Raw genomic sequence first — 18,074 nt, 5'->3', positions numbered from 1 at the left:
TTTTTGTTCATTGTTTGGGAGTGGGGGTTTTGGTATACTGTTTCCCCGTCCTGCTTCATCCCCGAAGCACCCCTTAAAATTCCCTAAACTTCTTTCAGGTTCAGCATGACGACCAAATATATTTTTGTGACTGGTGGCGTTGTTTCATCCCTCGGCAAAGGCATTGCCGCAGCTTCTCTGGCAGCCATTCTGGAAGCCCGTGGTCTGGATGTGACCATCATGAAACTGGACCCGTACATCAACGTGGATCCGGGCACCATGAGCCCGACCCAGCATGGTGAAGTGTTCGTAACCGAGGACGGGGCCGAAACCGATCTGGATTTGGGCCACTACGAGCGTTTCATCCGCACCAAGATGACCCGCCGCAACAACTTCACCACCGGCCGCATCTATGCCGACGTGCTGCGCAAAGAGCGTCGTGGTGACTATCTGGGCGCCACCATCCAGGTGATCCCGCACATCACCAACGCCATCAAGGAGCGGGTGATTGCCGGTGCCGAAGGCCATCAGGTTGCCATCGTCGAAGTGGGCGGTACCGTGGGCGACATCGAGTCCCTGCCGTTCCTTGAAGCCATTCGTCAGCTGGCGGCCATCGTGGGTCGCAACAATGCCATGTTCATGCACCTGACCCTGGTTCCTTACCTGGCCGCCGCCGGCGAGGTGAAGACCAAGCCGACCCAGCACTCCGTGAAGGAGCTGCTCTCCATCGGTATCCAGCCGGATGTGCTGATCTGCCGCTCCGACCGCGCCATTCCGGCCAACGAGCGTGCCAAGATCGCCCTGTTCTGCAACGTGCCCGAGCGCGCCGTCATCTCCATGAAGGATGTCGACTCCATCTACAAGATCCCGGCGCTGCTGAAATCCCAGGGGCTGGACGGCTACATCACCGAGCGCTTCGGCATCGAGTGCAAAGAAGCCGACCTGGCCGAGTGGGAACAGGTCATCTATGAAGAGGCCAACCCGACTGCCGAAGTCACCATCGGCATGGTGGGCAAGTATGTCTCCCTGCCGGACGCCTACAAGTCCGTCAACGAAGCGCTCAAACACGGTGGCCTGAAGACCCGTCTCTCCGTCAACATCAAGTACATCGACTCCCAGGACATCGAGACCCGTGGCGCCGAGCTGCTGGAAGGTCTGGATGCGATCCTGGTACCGGGTGGCTTCGGCGAACGCGGCGTGGAAGGCAAGATCCTGGCCGCCAAATATGCCCGCGAGAACAAGATCCCGTACCTCGGTATCTGCCTGGGCATGCAGGTCGCCTTGATCGAATACGCCCGTAACGTGGCGGGCATGGAAGGGGCTCACTCCTCCGAGTTCAAGAAAGACAGCCCGTACCCCGTGGTCGGTCTCATCACCGAGTGGGTGGATGACGAAGGCAACGTCGAGACCCGGACCGAGAAGTCCGATCTGGGCGGTACCATGCGTCTGGGCTCCCAGCTCTGCCACCTGGTGGAAGACTCCAAAGTGCGTCAGATGTACGGCAGCCCGACCATTTACGAGCGCCACCGTCACCGTTATGAAGTGAACAACAAGCTGCTGCCGCAGATTGAAGCGGCAGGTCTGAAGGTGACCGGTCTCTCCGCCGACAAAAAGCTGGTGGAAATCATCGAGATCCCGGATCACCCCTGGTTCGTGGCCGCGCAGTTCCACCCGGAGTTCACCTCGACTCCCCGTGATGGCCACGCCCTGTTCGCCGGTTTTGTGAAGGCGGCGGGCGAGTATCAGAAGCGTAATTTGAAGTAATTGAAAATAAATGCGGTTGGGGCTCTGTGCCACAGCCGCTTTTTTTGGCATATTTTTGTTGTTTTTTTACGAAACCTGAGGAAATACACATGTCCAAGATCGTTAAAGTGATCGGTCGTGAAATCATCGACTCCCGTGGTAACCCGACCGTTGAGGCCGAAGTTCACCTGGAAGGTGGTTTTGTTGGTATGGCAGCCGCTCCGTCTGGCGCGTCCACCGGTTCCCGCGAAGCGCTGGAACTGCGTGACGGCGACAAGAGCCGTTTCCTGGGTAAAGGCGTGCTGAAAGCCATCGAAGCCGTCAACGGCCCGATCGCTCAGGCTCTGCTGGGTAAAGATGCCAAGGACCAGGCCACTGTCGACCAGATCATGATCGACCTCGACGGTACCGAGAACAAATCCAAGTTCGGCGCCAACGCCATCCTGGCTGTTTCCCTGGCCAACGCCAAAGCTGCCGCTGCTGCCAAAGGCATGCCGCTGTACGCCCACATCGCCGAGCTGAATGGCACCCCGGGTGTCTACTCCATGCCGCTGCCCATGATGAACATCATCAACGGTGGTGAGCACGCCGACAACAACGTCGACATCCAGGAGTTCATGATCCAGCCGGTTGGCGCCAAGACCCTGAAAGAAGCCGTTCGCATGGGCGCAGAAGTGTTCCACAACCTGGCCAAAGTGCTGAAGTCCAAGGGCTACAACACTGCCGTCGGTGACGAAGGTGGTTTCGCTCCGAACCTGAAATCCAACGCCGAAGCGCTGGAAGTGATCGCTGAAGCCGTTGCCGCTGCCGGTTACAAACTGGGCACCGACATCACCCTGGCCATGGACTGCGCTGCGTCCGAGTTCTACGACGCAGAGAAGAAAGAGTACAACCTGAAGGGCGAAGGTCGTGTCTTCACCTCCAACGGTTTCTCCGACTTCCTGGCTGACCTGACCACCAAGTTCCCGATCGTCTCCATCGAAGATGGCCTGGACGAATCCGACTGGGAAGGCTTCGCCTACCAGACCGCCGAACTGGGCAAGAAAATCCAGATCGTGGGTGACGACCTGTTCGTAACCAACACCAAGATCCTGAAGCGCGGTATCGACAACGGCATCGCCAACTCCATCCTGATCAAGTTCAACCAGATCGGTTCCCTGACCGAAACGCTGGCTGCCATCAAGATGGCCAAAGACGCTGGCTACACTGCCGTCATCTCCCACCGCTCCGGTGAGACCGAAGACGCGACCATCGCCGACCTGGCTGTGGGGACCGCTGCTGGCCAGATCAAGACCGGTTCCATGAGCCGTTCTGACCGTGTTGCCAAGTACAACCAGCTGATCCGTATCGAAGAAGCCCTGGGTGCCAAGGCTCCGTTCCGTGGTCTGAAAGAAGTGAAGAACCAGGCTTAATTTTCGCCTGCGTTCATGCTTCACAAAGCCCCGCCATCTGGCGGGGCTTTTTCGTTCTGCGCTTATGGGCGTGTGTGACCTGCATTTTTTATTCCGACCAACCCATCCGGCACACAGGCTTTCTTTTGTCTTGCCTGCGAATATGGGAAACTAAGCCGCTTGAAGGAGACTCAGTGCATGCGGCTACTCACTCTTATCCTGCTCCTCCTGTTGGGAGGGCTGCAATATGACCTCTGGCTGGGGAAAAACGGCCTCTCCGACTATCGGGAACTCTCCACCGCCATCGAGCGGCAGCAACAGGACAACCTGGTACTCAAGGATCGCAACAGTCTGATTTACCGGGAAATCGACGATCTTACTTCTGGCCTTGAGGCTATCGAGGAGTTGTCGCGCAACGATCTTGGCTACATCAAGCAGGGCGAGACCTTCTACCGAATCATTCCCAAAGAAAAGGATCAGGTGACGGAGCCTGATGGTGCCCCCTACGATGACTGATAGCCTGAGCGGCCTGACCGCCATCGTCCCGGCTGCCGGTATTGGCAGTCGCATGGGGGCAAGTTGCCCCAAGCAGTACCTGTCCCTGGCAGGGAAATGCATTCTGGAGCACACCCTGGAGCGTTTGCTCTCCCATCCCGCCATCGCCCGTGTGATCGTGGCGCTGGCGCCCCACGACAGCTGGTTTGAGACCTTGACCGTGGCAACCGATCCGCGGGTGTTGCGAGTGGAAGGGGGAAGCGAGCGCGCCTTCTCCGTGCTCAATGCGTTGCACATGGCAGAAGGGGAGTGGGCACTGGTGCACGACGCCGCCCGGCCCTGTCTGACCCACGAGGATCTCGATGCGCTCATTGCTGCCGCCATGGCCTCTGGCGGTGCCATCCTCGGCAGCCGGGTGCGCGATACCATGAAGCGCACCGATGCGGCCGGCAATATCCTCGCCACCGTGGATCGCGAGCAGCTCTGGCATGCCCTGACGCCCCAGATGTTTTTGGTCCGCCCCCTCAAGCGGGCGCTGGAGGAGGGGCTGGCGCTCGGCGCCGCCATCACGGATGAAGCCTCCGCCATGGAGCGGGCCGGTTTCCCCGTGCGCATGGTGGAAGGGCGGGCCGACAACATCAAGGTGACCCGGCCGGAAGATCTCTCCCTGGCCGGGCTCTATTTACAGCAACAACGTGCGTGCCGGTCGGCACGACCCGATTCATCCCCAGAGGAGCAGGCATGATCCGCACCGGACATGGTTTTGATGAGACAGATTTCCGTGTATTGAGGAGGGCACAGGCATGATGCGGATCGGACATGGTTTTGATGTTCACAAGTTTGGCGGGGTCGGTCCCTGCATGCTGGGCGGGGTGGCAGTGCCCTATGAACAGGGCCTGCTGGCCCACTCCGATGGCGACGTGGTGCTGCATGCGGTGAGCGATGCCCTGCTGGGGGCCATCGGCGCCGGTGACATCGGCCGCCACTTTCCCGATACCTCAGCCGAATTCAAGGGCATCGACAGCCGCATCCTGCTGCGGGATGTCTTTGCCCGCGTGCAGCTCGCAGGTTATGCCATCGGCAACCTGGATGTGACCATCATCGCCCAGGCCCCCAAGATGGCCCCCCATATCGACGCCATGTGCGCCGTGCTGGCCGCAGATCTGCAATGTGATTTGAACCGGGTGAACGTCAAGGCGACCACCACCGAACAACTCGGATTCACGGGGCGCAAGGAAGGGATCGCCACCGAAGCCGTCGTCTTGCTGGTGAAACAATGATGCTTGAACAACTTGCCTATCTGCACGGGACGCCCAGTGCTCGCGGCATCCTCAAGGCCGAGGCCGCCGACTTCATGGTCAATGAAGATCTCGGGTTTGAACCTTGCGGCGAGGGGGAACACATCTTCGTCCGGGTACGCAAAACCGGCGAGAATACCGCCTGGGTGGCTGGCCTGCTGGCCGATGCGGCCGGGGTTGCCCGCAATGCGGTGACCTGGGCTGGTCTGAAAGATCGCCATGCGGTGACCGAACAGTGGTTCGGCATCCATCTGCCGGGCAAGGGCGAGCCGGATCTCTCGGTCATCGAGAACGACAACATCCGGATCCTTGAGGTGAAGCGCCACAACAAGAAGCTGCGGGTCGGCTATCTCAAGGGCAACCACTTCACCCTGCGCCTCACCGGGCTGGAGCAGGCCGACGGGCTGGAATCCCGTCTGCAGGCGATTGCAACCCAGGGGGTACCCAACTACTACGGCGAGCAGCGTTTCGGCCGCGGTGGCAACAACCTGGAGGCCGCCAAGGCGATGTTCGCCGGCAAACGGATCAAGGATCGCAACAAGCGCTCCCTCTATCTGTCCGCCGCCCGCAGCATGCTGTTCAATGCCATCGTCAGCGCCCGCATCGAGCAGGGACTGGCCCATCAGCTGCTGGCAGGCGACTGCGTGATGCTCAAGGGCAGCCACTCCATCTTCAGCGAAGAGAGCGTGACTCCCGAGCTGGAGGCGCGCCTTGCCTCCGGAGACGTGCAACTGACCGCTCCCCAGTGGGGCCGTGGCCGTCTGGCGAGCCAGGGTGCTGCCGCCGAGTTCGAGCAAGGAGTGCTGGCCCCTTATGGCGACTGGTGCGAAGGACTGGAAAAAGCCGGGCTGGATCAGGACAGGCGCCCGCTGCTGCTCAAGCCGGAGCAGATAAGCTGGCAACGGGAGGACGCGGTGCTGACCCTGTCGTTCTTCCTGCCGGCCGGCGCCTTTGCCACCAGCGTGGTACGCGAATTAATGCAGGCCGAAGAGGCCGATCACGGTTTCAGGAACTCAACCGATGCGAATTCTGGTCAGTAATGACGATGGGGTGCACGCCGAGGGCATTCGCGCCCTCAGCGAGGCGTTGCGTGCCTGTGGCGAGGTCGTGGTGGTGGCGCCGGATCGCAACCGCAGCGGTGCCAGCCACTCCCTGACGCTGGAAGTGCCGCTGCGGGTCATCCGCCTCGATGCGTCCAGTTTTCACGGCATCAAGAGTTATGCGGTCAAGGGGACGCCGACCGACTGCGTTCATCTGGCGGTCAACGAACTGCTGCGCCCTGAGCCCGACATGGTGGTGGCCGGTATCAATCACGGGGCCAACCTGGGGGATGACGTCATCTACTCGGGGACGGTGGCGGCCGCGACGGAAGGGCGTCATCTTGGTTTCCCCTCCATCGCCGTTTCGCTGGTGGGCAAGACTCATTTCGCCAGTGCGGCCCACTACGCCGCCCAGCTGGTGCGGGGGCTGATGGTGCATCCGTTGCCTGCGGATCAGATCCTCAACGTGAATGTGCCTGACCTGCCGCTTGAGCAGATCAAGGGGATCAGGGTGACCCGCCTTGGCAATCGCCACCGGGCGGAGTCGGTGATCCGCACCGAGGATCCCCGTGGTCAGCCGGTCTACTGGATTGGTCCCCCCGGCAACCAGCAGGATGCGGGAGAGGGAACGGACTTTGCCGCCATCGAGCAGGGTTATGTCTCCATCACTCCCCTGACCATCGACATGACGGCCTACGGCAGTCTGTCGACCCTGGGCGCGTGGCTGGATCTGCAGGGATGACGTTGTGATAGTACAGCGCCTGTTGAATCAACTGATTGCCCAGGATGTCCGCGATTTCCGCGTATTGGCGGCGATCGCGAAGGTGCCGCGCCAGCTGTTTGTGGACGAGGCCATGGCCCACAAGGCCTGGGACAATACGGCCCTGCCCATCGGCCATGGGCAGACCATCTCCCAGCCTTACATCGTGGCGCGCATGACCGAGCTGCTGATCCAGAACGATCCGGCCCATGTGCTGGAGATCGGGACGGGATCGGGCTACCAGACGGCGGTACTGGCCCACCTGGTGGAGCATGTCTACACCATGGAGCGGATCAAGTCGCTGCAGTTTCAGGCCCGGCGCAGATTGCGCCAGCTCGACCTGCACAATGTGTCGGCCAAGCACGGCAATGGGTGGCTAGGTTGGCCCAACAAGGGCCCTTTCGACGCCATTCTGGTGACGGCGGCGGCCAGTGAGGTCCCCAAGGCCCTGACCGATCAGCTGGCTGATGGTGGTCGTCTGGTGTTGCCGGTGGGTGATGGCCAGCAGACCCTGCAGCTCATCGAGCGATCGGGCTCCCAGCTCACCAGCCGGATCCTGGAGCCGGTACGTTTCGTTCCCCTGATTGACGGAGATGTCGAGTGAAGTTGTTTTCCCGCCTTTATGTTCTGGTGATGCAGTGGGCACGCCACAAGTATGCCCCCTGGTATCTGGCCATCACCGCCTTTATTGAATCCATCTTCTGGCCCATCCCGGTGGATGTGATGCTGGCGCCCATGGCGCTCGGCAAACCTCATCGCGCCTGGCACTATGCCGCGCTGGCCACTCTCTTTTCGGTGCTGGGCGCCCTGTTTGGTTATCTGCTCGGCTATGCCCTGTGGGAGCCAGTGGTGCAGCCGCTGGTGACCTCGGTTGGCTATGAGGACAAGATTGCCCTGGCCGAGCAGTGGTTCGCGCAGTGGGGCATCTGGGTTATTTTTATTGCCAGCTTCACGCCGATCCCCTACAAGGTGTTTACCGTCACGGCTGGCTTGCTTCACATGGCACTGTTGCCTTTCATCCTGACCTCGCTGATCGGTCGTGGCATGCGCTTCTTCCTGGTTGCAGGTCTGATGCGCTGGGGCGGCGAGAAGATGGAGCGCAAGCTGATGCACTATGTGGATGTGCTGGGCTGGCTCTGTATTGGTTTGGCCGTTGCGGCCTATTTCTGGTTTAGTCGTTAAGGATCCACTATGTGTTCGCGTGTTTGGCAAGGTAGCGGTGTCGTCGTGTTGTCATGGCTGCTGCTTGCCTGTTCCTCCAGCAAGACTGCGGCTCCGGTGCACAGCCTGGGCAATGATCAGGTCGCTTCGACCATCCCCGTGCGTCAAGGTATGACCAAGCCCGGCATTGCAGGCAACGGGTACACCGTGGTCAAAGGAGACACTCTCTACTCCATTGCATTTCGTTCTGGCATGGATGTGGCTTCGCTTATCAGCATCAATGGCATCACTCCCCCCTATAACATTTATCCCGGCCAGCAGCTCAGGCTCGATGGCGCTTCCGCCCCCATGGCGGTGGCAACCGTCGGCAGCCCTGTCAGTCGTGGCAGCGTGACGGGGTCTGGTAGTTACGAGGTGCGCCGTGGCGATACATTGAGCAGCATCGGTCGCCAGTTCGGTCTTTCCAACCAGGCCTTGGCCCAGCGCAACAACCTCCAGGCTCCTTATGCATTGCACGTGGGCCAGGTGCTCAATGTGGGGGGCTCGGGTTCCTCGGGTGGTCAGATGGTGGCAGCAACCACACCGGTTGTGACCAGCACGGGGCCCAAACCCCTGGCCACGGCTCCGGCAGGTACGACCACACCATTTATTGCTCAGAAAACGATTGCTCCTGCCTCGTCAACAGCATACGCTCAGGCGAAAGAACAAAAAACCGTCAGTTCCTCGTCAACACTCTCCTGGCATTGGCCGACCAAAGGGCGGATCGTTGAAGGCTTCTCCGTTGCGGAACAAGGCAACAAGGGCATCGACATTTCCGGCCAGAAGGGCCAACCCATTTACGCTGCGAGCAGCGGCAAAGTGGTCTATGCGGGCAGTGCACTGCGAGGTTATGGCAAGCTGATAATTCTCAAGCACAACGATGATTACCTCTCCGCCTACGCTCACAACGATGAGTTGAGGGTCAAGGAGGGAGACACCGTGAAGGGCGGAGCGGTTATCGCCAATATGGGTAGCACGGATGCGCCGGATGTGCGCTTGCACTTTGAAATCCGGTACAAAGGCAAGTCGATCAACCCGATGGGCTATTTGCCAAAGCGTTAACTCAGAGAGCTGAGTCTTACTCTGGTGTAGGTCAGGGAGAGATATCATGAGCCAAGAACAACTGGTAATGCAGGATGCAGAGTTAGAGTTCGACGAGGAGCTGGAGGTTCAGGAGGAAGAAGAGGTTCAGGAAGTGGCGGCCGAAGCCGAAGAGACCATTTCCGATGAACTGATGGCGCCAGAGCTGAACAAGGTAATGGACGCCACCCAGCTCTATCTGGGGGAGATAGGCTTCTCCCCCTTGCTCACGGCCGAAGAGGAAGTCTACTACGCCCGCCGTGCCCTGCGTGGCGACAAAGCGGCGCGCAAGCGCATGATTGAATCCAACCTGCGCCTGGTGGTCAAGATTGCCCGGCGCTACAACAACCGCGGCCTGGTGCTGCTGGATCTCATCGAAGAGGGCAACCTCGGCCTTATCCGCGCCGTCGAGAAGTTCGACCCCGAGCGAGGCTTCCGTTTCTCTACCTATGCCACCTGGTGGATCCGCCAGACCATAGAACGGGCCATCATGAACCAGACCCGTACCATTCGTCTGCCCATCCATGTGGTCAAGGAGCTGAACGTCTATCTGCGCACTGCGCGCGAGCTTTCTCATCGTCTCGACCATGAGCCGACCGCCGAGGATATCGCCTCTGCACTGGATCGCTCTGTGGACGATGTGAATCGCATGCTCAAGCTCAACGAGAAGATCACCTCGGTGGATACTCCCATTGGTGGCGATCGCGACAAGGCGCTGCTGGATGTACTTTCCGACGAGCGCGGCATGGGGCCCGAGCTGGAGTCCCAGGAAGATGACATGCGCAGCAGCATAGTGCACTGGCTGGAGGAGCTGAATCCCAAGCAGCGCGAAGTGCTGGCCCGCCGTTTCGGTCTGCTCGGCTATGAACCGGCCACCCTGGAAGACGTGGGCGCCGAGATTGGTCTGACCCGCGAGCGGGTGCGTCAGATCCAGGTAGAAGGGTTGCGCCGCTTGCGGGAGATCCTGCTGGGGCAGGGACTCTCCATCGAAGCGTTGTTCCGCACCAACTAAACGGGTATGAATACCGTCATCAAGATGAAAAAGGGGCCGCAGGCCCCTTTCTTTTTGTCGTGGATCCTCCGGATCACACCGGATCCAGAGTGTCCAGCGGCCAGCGCGGCACGGCCTTGACGACGAGGGGTTCGAAGACTCCCGCCTTCAGGCGTTGCATGCCGGCATAGGCGATCATGGCGCCGTTGTCGGTGCAGTATTCGGTGCGCGGGTAGAAGACTTCACCTTTGAGGCTCTCCATCAGCTCGGCCAGCCGGGCGCGCAGATGACGGTTGGCGCTGACGCCGCCTGCCACGACCAGACGATTGAGACCGGTCTCTTTCAGGGCACGACGGCACTTGATGGCCAGGGTATCGACCACCGCATCTTCAAACGCACGGGCGATATCGGCGCGGGTCTGCTCATCATCGCCGTTGGCGGCGATGGTGTTGGCGGCAAAGGTCTTGAGGCCGGAGAAGCTCATGTCGAGCCCGGGGCGATCAGTCATGGGACGGGGGAAGTGGAAACGCCCGTTGGTGCCCTTCTCGGCCAGACGGGAGAGCAGCGGGCCACCCGGATAGTCCAGCCCCATCAGCTTGGCGGTCTTGTCGAACGCCTCGCCGGCGGCATCGTCGATGGATTCGCCCAGCAGCTGGTAGCTGCCGATGCCATCAACCCGTACCAGCATGGAGTGGCCGCCGGAGACCAGCAGCGCCACGAAGGGGAACTCGGGGGCTTTCTCTTCCAGCATGGGCGCCAGCAGGTGACCTTCCATATGGTGGACGGCGATAGCCGGCTTGTTCCACGCCATCGCCAGCGAACGGCCGATGGTTGCCCCCACCAGAATGGCGCCAACCAGACCCGGACCCGCGGTATAGGCGATGCCATCGATGTCATCCTTGCCCAGTCCAGCCTCCCGCAATGCGGCCTGGATCAACGGGATCGTCTTGCGAACGTGATCCCGGCTGGCGAGTTCGGGGACAACGCCACCGTAGTCCGCATGCAGCTTGACCTGGCTATATAACTGGTGGGAAAGGATCCCTTTTTGATCATCGAAGATCGCGATCCCGGTTTCGTCACAGGATGTCTCTATGCCCAATACACGCATTGCTAAAAATTTTCACTGCTAAAATGAGACGGCTATGGTAACCTTCGCGGGTTTTTTAAACCAGAGCGATCTCTGCGGGTTTACTTTCATTCCCTGTCCAGAGTATAATTTCGCACCATTTTAAGACATGCTGATCGATTGAAGGTCAGCTAACAATTTATCACTGAGGTGAAAGGCACATGCCAGTAATCAAAGTCCGTGAAAATGAGCCGTTTGACGTTGCTCTGCGTCGCTTCAAGCGTTCTTGCGAAAAGGCCGGTATCCTGTCCGAAGTTCGTAGCCGTGAGTTCTACGAGAAGCCGACTACCATTCGCAAGCGTGCCAAAGCGTCCGCTGTCAAGCGTCACGCCAAGAAGCTGTCCCGCGAAAACGCACGTCGTATCCGCCTGTACTAATCAAGGGATCATGCCGTGTCTCTGAAGGATCAACTCAAGGATCAGCAAAAGCTCGCCATGCTTGCCAAAGACAAGCCTCGGTTGGGTGCTATCCGCTTGTTGATGGCAGAAATCAAGCAGCGTGAAGTCGATACCCGTGTCGAGCTCAATGATGAAGAGATCCTCGCTGTCGTGACCAAAATGGTCAAACAGCGTCGCGATTCCATCAGCCAGTTTGAAGCTGCCGGTCGCCAGGATCTTGCCGACAAAGAGTCCGCCGAGATCGTTGTGCTGCAGGAGTTCCTGCCACAACAGCTGACCGCAGACGAAATTGCCGCCCTGATCGAGCAAGCCATCACTGAAAGTGGTGCTGCCGTCATGGCTGACATGGGTAAAGTCATGGCTGTCTTGAAGCCAAAAATTCAGGGGCGTGCCGATGTCGGCGCCGTCAGTGCTCAGGTGAAAACCCGCTTGGCGTAACAGGCAACTCTCTTGTTTGGTCGAAGAAGCCGTGCTTCCCATTGGAATGCGCGGCTTTTTTATTTCCTATGCAATGAAACAGGACGGTTATGGCTGGCAGGATCCCGCAATCCTTTATCGATGATCTGCTCGTACGCACGGACATAGTCGAGTTGATCGACTCCCGTGTGCGGTTGAAGAAAGCCGGTAAGAACTACCAGGCTTGCTGCCCTTTTCATAACGAAAAAAGCCCCTCCTTTACCGTCAGCCAAGAGAAGCAGTTCTATCACTGTTTCGGTTGTGGTGCCCACGGCAATGCCATCGGCTTTGTCATGGAGTACGACGGCCTGGAATTCCCCGATGCCATCGAAGAGCTGGCAAGCCTGCACGGCATGCAGGTCCCCCGTGAGCAAACGGCGGGTGGATCAAGCCATAGCCAACCTGCCGTCAGTAAGGATCTGTTCGAGCTGATGAACCAGATTGCGCGCTTCTACGAGAGCAATCTCAAGAACGCGCCTCAGGCGGTGGAGTATCTGAAAGGCCGGGGCCTGACTGGCGAGGTGGTCAAGCGCTTCAACATCGGTTATGCCCCTGGGGACTGGGATCAGGTGCGTCGCCGCTTTGGCGCCAGTAGGGATCACGAACAACTGCTGATTTCGGGCGGTATGCTGATCCCCCGTGACAGCGGCCCGGGCAGCTACGATCGTTTCCGCGATCGCATCATGTTTCCGATCCGGGACAAACGCGGCCGGGTCATCGGCTTCGGTGGCCGAGTGCTGGGGGATGGCACGCCCAAGTACCTGAACTCCCCCGAAACCCCCATCTTCCACAAGGGGCGAGAGCTGTTCGGCCTTTATGAGGTCAAGCAGGCACACAAGGATCCGCGCCGGATCCTGGTGGTGGAAGGCTATATGGATGTGGTGGCGCTCGGCCAGTACGACATCGACTATGCGGTGGCGGCACTGGGGACTGCGACCACCAGCGATCACATCCACACCCTGTTCCGTACCACGGCAGAGGTGGTCTGTTGCTACGACGGCGACAACGCCGGTCGGGAAGCGGCCTGGCGGGCGCTGGATAACGCGCTCTCCCACCTGCAGGACGGCCGTGAACTCAAGTTCGTCTTTTTGCCGGATGGCGAGGATCCCGACTCGCTGGTACGCCAGATCGGCAAGGAGGGGTTCGAAGCGCTGCTCGACAAGGCCCAGTCGTTTGCGGATTTCATGTTCGAACGCCTCGGGCGCGATGCGGCTCTTTCCGGTGAGGCAGGCAAGTTTGAAGTGGCCAACAAGGCCGCCGAGCTGATTCGTCGGGTACCGGAAGGTTTCACTCGTGAGGGGTTGATTACCCGACTCTCCAGCATGATGCGTTGGGGAGAAAACAAGCAGCGGATTACCGAGCTGTTTGCCCGCAACAGCCAGCCCAAGGTGGAAGTCAACAAACCCAAGGCGACCAAGCTGACGCCGATCCGCAGGGCTCTGGCCCTGATGGTGCAGTATCCGGCGATCACCGCCGAGCTGCCGGCCATGCCCGAGTTGGCTGGGCTGCGCCTGCAGGGGATCCCTTTCCTGTTGCAGTTGCACCAGCAGATCCTGACCCAGCCGGGAGTGACAACGGGTATCCTGCTGGAGCATTGGCGCGGCACAAAAGAGGGAGAAATACTTGCCCAGCTGGCGATGCATGACCTGTTTGAAGAGGTAAAGCTCGACCAGGAGCCCGATATTCTGGGAGAATTGCAGGATACCTTTGTCGGTTTCATCAACCTTTTCCTGAAGCAACGGATCGAAGAATTGCAGGCCAAGGTGGCGCAGGAAGGGCTAAGCTCTGAGGAAACTCAGGAGCTGATGATGCTGATCAGAGAGGTGCAGATTGAGAAAAGAAATGAGAGTGGGGCTTGATATTTGAGTGAGCAGTCCCAATATGAATAGCGTTGCCCGAATCGACGGGATTGAAAGCAAACACTTTATAACCACCTGGCCCCGACAACACTGCGGGCAGGGGTTTCTCATGACCGACGCCGCAACCAGACATAGCATGTCTGGCGGTTTTCTATTAGAATTGGCTATTTGCGCAGCAGCGCACTGTACGCGCAACCTAGCAACACCAACCGGATGAGTTCTATGGAGCAAACCCCGCAGTCTCAGCTTAAACTCCTCGTTGCCAAAGGTAAAGAACAGGGCTACCTGACCTATGCCGAGGTGAACGATCACCTCCCGCAAGACATTGTCGATTCAGACCAGATCGAAGACATCATCCAGATGATCAACGATATGGGCATTCAAGTGGTTGAAAACGCTCCGGATGCCGATGACCTTATCATGGCTGAAGGTGGTACCGCCGATGAGGACGCTGCCGAAGCAGCGGCCCAGGCTCTGGCATCTGTTGAATCTGAGATTGGTCGCACGACCGATCCCGTCCGCATGTACATGCGGGAAATGGGTACCGTCGAACTGCTGACCCGCGAAGGCGAGATCGACATCGCCAAGCGGATTGAAGACGGTATCAACCAGGTACAAAGCTCCGTCGCCGAGTACCCTGAAGCCATCACCTATCTGCTCGAACAGTACGACAAGTACGAAGCCGAGCAGCTTCGCCTGTCCGACATCATCTCCGGCTTCATCGATCCGAACGAAGTGGATGACGTGGCGCCGACCGCCACTCATATCGGCTCCGAGCTCAGCGAGGACGACCTCGCCGACGAAGACGAAGACGAAGATGAGGACGAAGACGAAGACGGTGACAACTCCGACGATGACGGCGACGGTGGCCCGGATCCGGAAGTCGCTCGCGAGAAATTCGGCGAACTGCGTGCCCAGTACGAGGTGACTCGTCTCTCCATTCAGCAGAATGGCCGTGCCCACGACGACACCCAGAATGCCATCGCCCAGCTGGCCGATGTCTTCCGTCAATTCCGCCTGATGCCCAAGCAGTTCGATCGCCTGGTCAACAACATGCGGGAGATGATGGAGCGTGTCCGCGTGCAGGAACGCATCATCATGAAGCTCTGCGTTGAGCAGGCCAAGATGCCGAAGAAGACCTTCGTCGCGGCCTTCACCAACAACGAGTGCGAAACTGCCTGGTTCGAATACCAGAAGCAGGCCGGCAAGGCGTGGTCTCCCCGCCTGCTCGAGATGGACGAAGAAGTCCTGCGTTCCATCGGCAAGCTGCAGCAGATCGAAGAAGAGACCGGTCTGTCGATTGCCCAGATCAAGGATATCAACCGCCGCATGAGCATTGGTGAGGCCAAAGCCCGCCGTGCGAAGAAAGAGATGGTTGAGGCCAACTTGCGTCTGGTTATCTCCATCGCCAAGAAGTACACCAACCGCGGTCTGCAGTTCCTGGATCTGATCCAGGAGGGCAACATCGGTCTGATGAAGGCGGTCGACAAGTTCGAATATCGTCGCGGCTACAAGTTCTCGACCTATGCCACCTGGTGGATCCGTCAGGCCATTACCCGCTCCATCGCGGATCAGGCCCGTACCATCCGTATCCCGGTGCACATGATCGAGACCATCAACAAGCTCAACCGTATCTCCCGCCAGATGCTGCAGGAGATGGGTCGTGAACCGAACCCGGAAGAGCTGGCCATGCGTATGGGCATGCCGGAAGACAAGATCCGCAAGGTACTGAAAATCGCCAAGGAGCCCATCTCCATGGAGACGCCCATCGGTGATGATGAAGACTCCCACTTGGGCGACTTCATCGAAGATACCACCCTGGCTCTGCCAGCGGATGCGGCTACCAGCGAGAGCCTGCGCAACGCGACCCGCGAAGTGCTGGCCGGGCTGACCGCACGGGAAGCCAAGGTACTGCGCATGCGCTTCGGTATCGACATGAACACCGACCACACCCTCGAGGAAGTGGGCAAGCAGTTCGACGTCACCCGTGAGCGTATCCGTCAGATCGAAGCCAAGGCCCTGCGCAAGCTGCGTCATCCGAGCCGCTCGGAAGTGCTGCGCAGCTTCCTGGACGAGTAGTCCCGGGTTCTGTCAGCCTGACATTGCAACAAAAAGCCCCGCCATGCGGGGCTTTGTTTTATCCGTGCTGGCATGGGCGTGAAGAGGGGTCATGGAACCGCTTGAATATGGATGAAATCTCGCCAAGTGGTTGATCTGACTATGGACGGGGTATCCGCCATCCCCTATAATCCACGCCGCTAACCAGCATCAATGGCCCCTTAGCTCAGTTGGTCAGAGCAGTCGACTCATAATCGATTGGTCGTGGGTTCAAGTCCCCCAGGGGCCACCATTTTCAGACAAAGCCGCTCTTTTGAGCGGCTTTGTCGTTTCTGGCGCTCACCATCGTCTGTCCAGATCCTCGGCATAGAGTGCCATGGCGCGCCGGTAGGGAAGCAGGGCGGGATCCGTGGTGGTAGTCGCGAGGATCCCCAGCAGCGTCTCCATCCCCTCCTTGCTGCGCCCCTGGTTGTAGCAGGTCATGGCACGAAACACCTTGAACTCCACGGCATCGGGGAAGCGGGACAGGGCCTCGTCAAAGGTGACCAGCGCCTCGGCATGACGGCCCGTGGTGCGATAGGAGCTGCCTAGTCCAAGCAGGGCCCCGCGCAGCGACGCCTCGCCAAGCCCCAGCGACACGGCCTTCTGATAGAGGGGAATGGCCTGGGCCTCTCGCCCCAGCATGTCGTGCAGGCTGGCCACTTCGTAATGCAGCTCGGCGTGGGCCGGGTGCTCGATGAGTTGCAGCAGACCGTGCTGACGGGCTTCCTCGATCCGTCCCTCGGCCTTGAGGGTGTTCAACTGTTTCATATGTGCTCCTGCATGGGGATGAAGGATCAGTATGCCTGCCGACAGGCTGGCGGGGAACGGGTCATGGGGCCATGAAAAAGGCCTCCCGCCGATGGCGGGAGGCCTGGTTCGGCGCCGGGGCGAAATGGCCCTGGCGTGTGTCCAGCCTTACTGGGCGCTCAGGCTGTAGGCCAGGGTCTGGTCGTTGAAGCGCACCACATAGGCACCGACCACTGCCGTGGTGATGTCTGCCCCGGCCAGCTCGGCCACGCCATCCTTGTTGGTGTCGCCGTAGTTCTGGGTCCAGTCCCCCTTGACGTCGAACTTGAAACGCTGGCCGCCGTTGCCATCACCGCTGCCGGTGAAGGTGACGCTGGCCTGCCAGAGGTGATCACCGACCAGGGACATGGGGGTGGTGCCCCAGTTGTTGGTGGTGCCGCGAATGTTGAGGCTGGCGACATTCTTGGCATAGGTGACGCTCACCGGAGTCAGGCTGTATTGCAGGGTCTGATCGTTGAAACGTACCCGGTACTGGCCGATGACCGGGGTGAGGATGTCACTGCCGGTCAGTTCGGCCACGCCGTCCTTGTTGGTGTCTCCGTAGTTCTGGGTCCAGTCCCCCTTGACGTCGAACTTGAAGCGCTGGTTGGTCTGACCGTCGAAGGTGACCAGGGCTTCCCACTGATTGTCGGCGATCAGCGTCATGGCAAGGGAGCCCCAGGCATTGGGGGTGCCGCGGAAGTTCAGGGTGGGCAGTACGCTGGCGTAGGTGCCGTTGTCGTCGGTGACGGTCACGGTGGCGCTGGCACTGGCGGTCAACCCTTCCGCATCGGTCACGGTGACCGTCACGGTATGGGTACCCGGGGTATCGAACCGGACTGTCTCCGTGGCAGCGGTGCCCCCGCTGGACCAGCTGTAGCTCACCACGCCGCCATCATCGCTGGAAGCAGAGGCGTCGAACACCACGCTCTCACCCGCCTTGACGCTGAGGGTTTTGGGGGAGAGGGCGGCGACCGGCGCCTGGTTGCTGGTGAGGGGGGTGACCGTGTAGCGCAGATCGCTCTCGCTCAGGGTGATGCGGTAGGTGCCCGCCCCGCTGACCAGGATATCCTTGCTACTGCCCTTGTCGGCGATGCCATCCCCTTCGTTGTCGCCGTAGTTCTCGGCCCAGTTGCCGAAGACGTCGAACTTGAAGCGCTGGGCACCGGTGGCGTCACCGTTGCCGGTCAGGGTGAGGGTGGCGGACCAGACACGGTTGGCATCGACGGTCATGGGGGTGTTGCCCCAGGCGTTATGGGTGCCGCGCAGGTTCATGCTGCTGAACTTGTTGCCCGGCAGGACGGAACCGCCGCAGGGGCTGGCCTTGGTGCAACCGGCGATGATGGCGGCCGCCTTCATGCCGGGGACGTTC

General features: G+C 59.7%; 18 protein-coding genes and 1 tRNA gene. 16 read left to right on the top strand and 3 right to left on the bottom strand.

Going from position 1 to position 18,074, the window contains the following annotated elements:
• The first annotated feature begins 105 nt into the window (after positions 1–105).
• From pyrG to rpoS, 11 genes are all read left to right on the top strand, one after another.
• Positions 106–1,743 carry a glutamine hydrolyzing CTP synthase gene (gene pyrG / locus AACR77_RS11475; RefSeq protein ID WP_039041042.1) on the top strand — a complete coding sequence of 546 codons (1,638 nt, stop codon included), beginning with the start codon at positions 106–108 and terminating at the stop codon, positions 1,741–1,743.
• 89 nt (positions 1,744–1,832) lie between these two features.
• Positions 1,833–3,134, top strand: a complete 1,302-nt coding sequence (gene eno / locus AACR77_RS11470) for a phosphopyruvate hydratase (protein ID WP_005335583.1) — start codon at positions 1,833–1,835, stop codon at positions 3,132–3,134.
• A gap of 177 nt (positions 3,135–3,311) precedes the next feature.
• Positions 3,312–3,629 carry a cell division protein FtsB gene (ftsB, locus tag AACR77_RS11465; protein ID WP_010675628.1) on the top strand — a complete coding sequence of 106 codons (318 nt, stop codon included), beginning with the start codon at positions 3,312–3,314 and terminating at the stop codon, positions 3,627–3,629.
• Positions 3,622–4,353 (top strand): 2-C-methyl-D-erythritol 4-phosphate cytidylyltransferase, encoded by a 732-nt coding sequence (gene ispD, locus AACR77_RS11460; RefSeq protein WP_042881527.1) that lies wholly within the window; start codon positions 3,622–3,624, stop codon positions 4,351–4,353. Before ftsB ends, ispD begins: the two co-directional genes overlap by 8 nt.
• 58 nt (positions 4,354–4,411) lie before the next feature.
• Positions 4,412–4,888, top strand: coding sequence for a 2-C-methyl-D-erythritol 2,4-cyclodiphosphate synthase (gene ispF, locus AACR77_RS11455; protein ID WP_042881525.1), 477 nt, complete (start codon positions 4,412–4,414; stop codon positions 4,886–4,888).
• A complete protein-coding gene (gene truD, locus AACR77_RS11450; RefSeq protein ID WP_042881532.1) occupies positions 4,888–5,946 on the top strand; it encodes a tRNA pseudouridine(13) synthase TruD in 1,059 nt (352 codons plus the stop codon). Before ispF ends, truD begins: the two co-directional genes overlap by 1 nt.
• Complete coding sequence (gene surE, locus AACR77_RS11445) at positions 5,927–6,688, top strand: 5'/3'-nucleotidase SurE (RefSeq protein WP_039041045.1); 762 nt, start codon at positions 5,927–5,929, stop codon at positions 6,686–6,688. Before truD ends, surE begins: the two co-directional genes overlap by 20 nt.
• Positions 6,689–6,692: 4 nt before the next feature.
• Positions 6,693–7,310: a protein-L-isoaspartate(D-aspartate) O-methyltransferase gene (locus tag AACR77_RS11440; protein WP_010675623.1), complete on the top strand. Its 618-nt coding sequence runs from the start codon at positions 6,693–6,695 to the stop codon at positions 7,308–7,310.
• Positions 7,307–7,888, top strand: coding sequence for a YqaA family protein (locus tag AACR77_RS11435; protein WP_010675622.1), 582 nt, complete (start codon positions 7,307–7,309; stop codon positions 7,886–7,888). The genes AACR77_RS11440 and AACR77_RS11435 overlap by 4 nt, the downstream gene beginning before the upstream one ends.
• Positions 7,889–7,897: 9 nt before the next feature.
• The gene (locus tag AACR77_RS11430; RefSeq protein ID WP_039041047.1) at positions 7,898–8,968 is read left to right on the top strand and encodes a LysM peptidoglycan-binding domain-containing protein; all 1,071 of its coding nucleotides are present in this window, start codon (positions 7,898–7,900) and stop codon (positions 8,966–8,968) included.
• A gap of 46 nt (positions 8,969–9,014) precedes the next feature.
• Positions 9,015–9,998 carry an RNA polymerase sigma factor RpoS gene (rpoS, locus tag AACR77_RS11425; RefSeq protein ID WP_010675620.1) on the top strand — a complete coding sequence of 328 codons (984 nt, stop codon included), beginning with the start codon at positions 9,015–9,017 and terminating at the stop codon, positions 9,996–9,998.
• A 73-nt stretch (positions 9,999–10,071) separates the two neighbouring features.
• Here rpoS and tsaD read toward each other — a convergent pair whose 3' ends face one another.
• Positions 10,072–11,085 (bottom strand): tRNA (adenosine(37)-N6)-threonylcarbamoyltransferase complex transferase subunit TsaD, encoded by a 1,014-nt coding sequence (gene tsaD, locus AACR77_RS11420; RefSeq protein WP_042881524.1) that lies wholly within the window; start codon positions 11,083–11,085, stop codon positions 10,072–10,074.
• A 179-nt stretch (positions 11,086–11,264) separates the two neighbouring features.
• Between tsaD and rpsU the strand changes: the two genes are divergently transcribed.
• From rpsU to AACR77_RS11395, 5 genes are all read left to right on the top strand, one after another.
• Positions 11,265–11,480 carry a 30S ribosomal protein S21 gene (gene rpsU / locus AACR77_RS11415; RefSeq protein WP_005309452.1) on the top strand — a complete coding sequence of 72 codons (216 nt, stop codon included), beginning with the start codon at positions 11,265–11,267 and terminating at the stop codon, positions 11,478–11,480.
• A 15-nt stretch (positions 11,481–11,495) separates the two neighbouring features.
• A complete protein-coding gene (locus AACR77_RS11410; protein ID WP_010675618.1) occupies positions 11,496–11,939 on the top strand; it encodes a GatB/YqeY domain-containing protein in 444 nt (147 codons plus the stop codon).
• Positions 11,940–12,028: 89 nt separating this feature from the next.
• Positions 12,029–13,816, top strand: a complete 1,788-nt coding sequence (dnaG, locus tag AACR77_RS11405; protein ID WP_042881522.1) for a DNA primase — start codon at positions 12,029–12,031, stop codon at positions 13,814–13,816.
• Positions 13,817–13,999: 183 nt separating this feature from the next.
• On the top strand, positions 14,000–15,895 hold the full coding sequence (rpoD, locus tag AACR77_RS11400) for an RNA polymerase sigma factor RpoD (protein WP_263639565.1): 1,896 nt from the start codon (positions 14,000–14,002) through the stop codon (positions 15,893–15,895).
• A 194-nt stretch (positions 15,896–16,089) separates the two neighbouring features.
• Positions 16,090–16,166: transfer RNA gene (locus tag AACR77_RS11395), tRNA-Ile, on the top strand.
• Between the two features lie 47 nt (positions 16,167–16,213).
• Here the strand turns inward: AACR77_RS11395 and AACR77_RS11390 are convergent.
• Both AACR77_RS11390 and AACR77_RS11385 read right to left on the bottom strand, forming a co-directional pair.
• The gene (locus tag AACR77_RS11390; RefSeq protein WP_042881520.1) at positions 16,214–16,684 is read right to left on the bottom strand and encodes a tetratricopeptide repeat protein; all 471 of its coding nucleotides are present in this window, start codon (positions 16,682–16,684) and stop codon (positions 16,214–16,216) included.
• 147 nt (positions 16,685–16,831) lie between these two features.
• Positions 16,832–18,074, bottom strand: a 1,243-nt coding sequence (locus AACR77_RS11385) for a PKD domain-containing protein (RefSeq protein WP_042881518.1), incomplete at its 5' end; no start/stop codon positions are given.

Source organism: Aeromonas sp. ZOR0002 (genome assembly GCF_963866995.1).
GTDB classification, from domain to species: Bacteria; Pseudomonadota; Gammaproteobacteria; order Enterobacterales; family Aeromonadaceae; genus Aeromonas; species Aeromonas caviae.
This window is presented reverse-complemented; position numbering and strand designations above follow the sequence as displayed.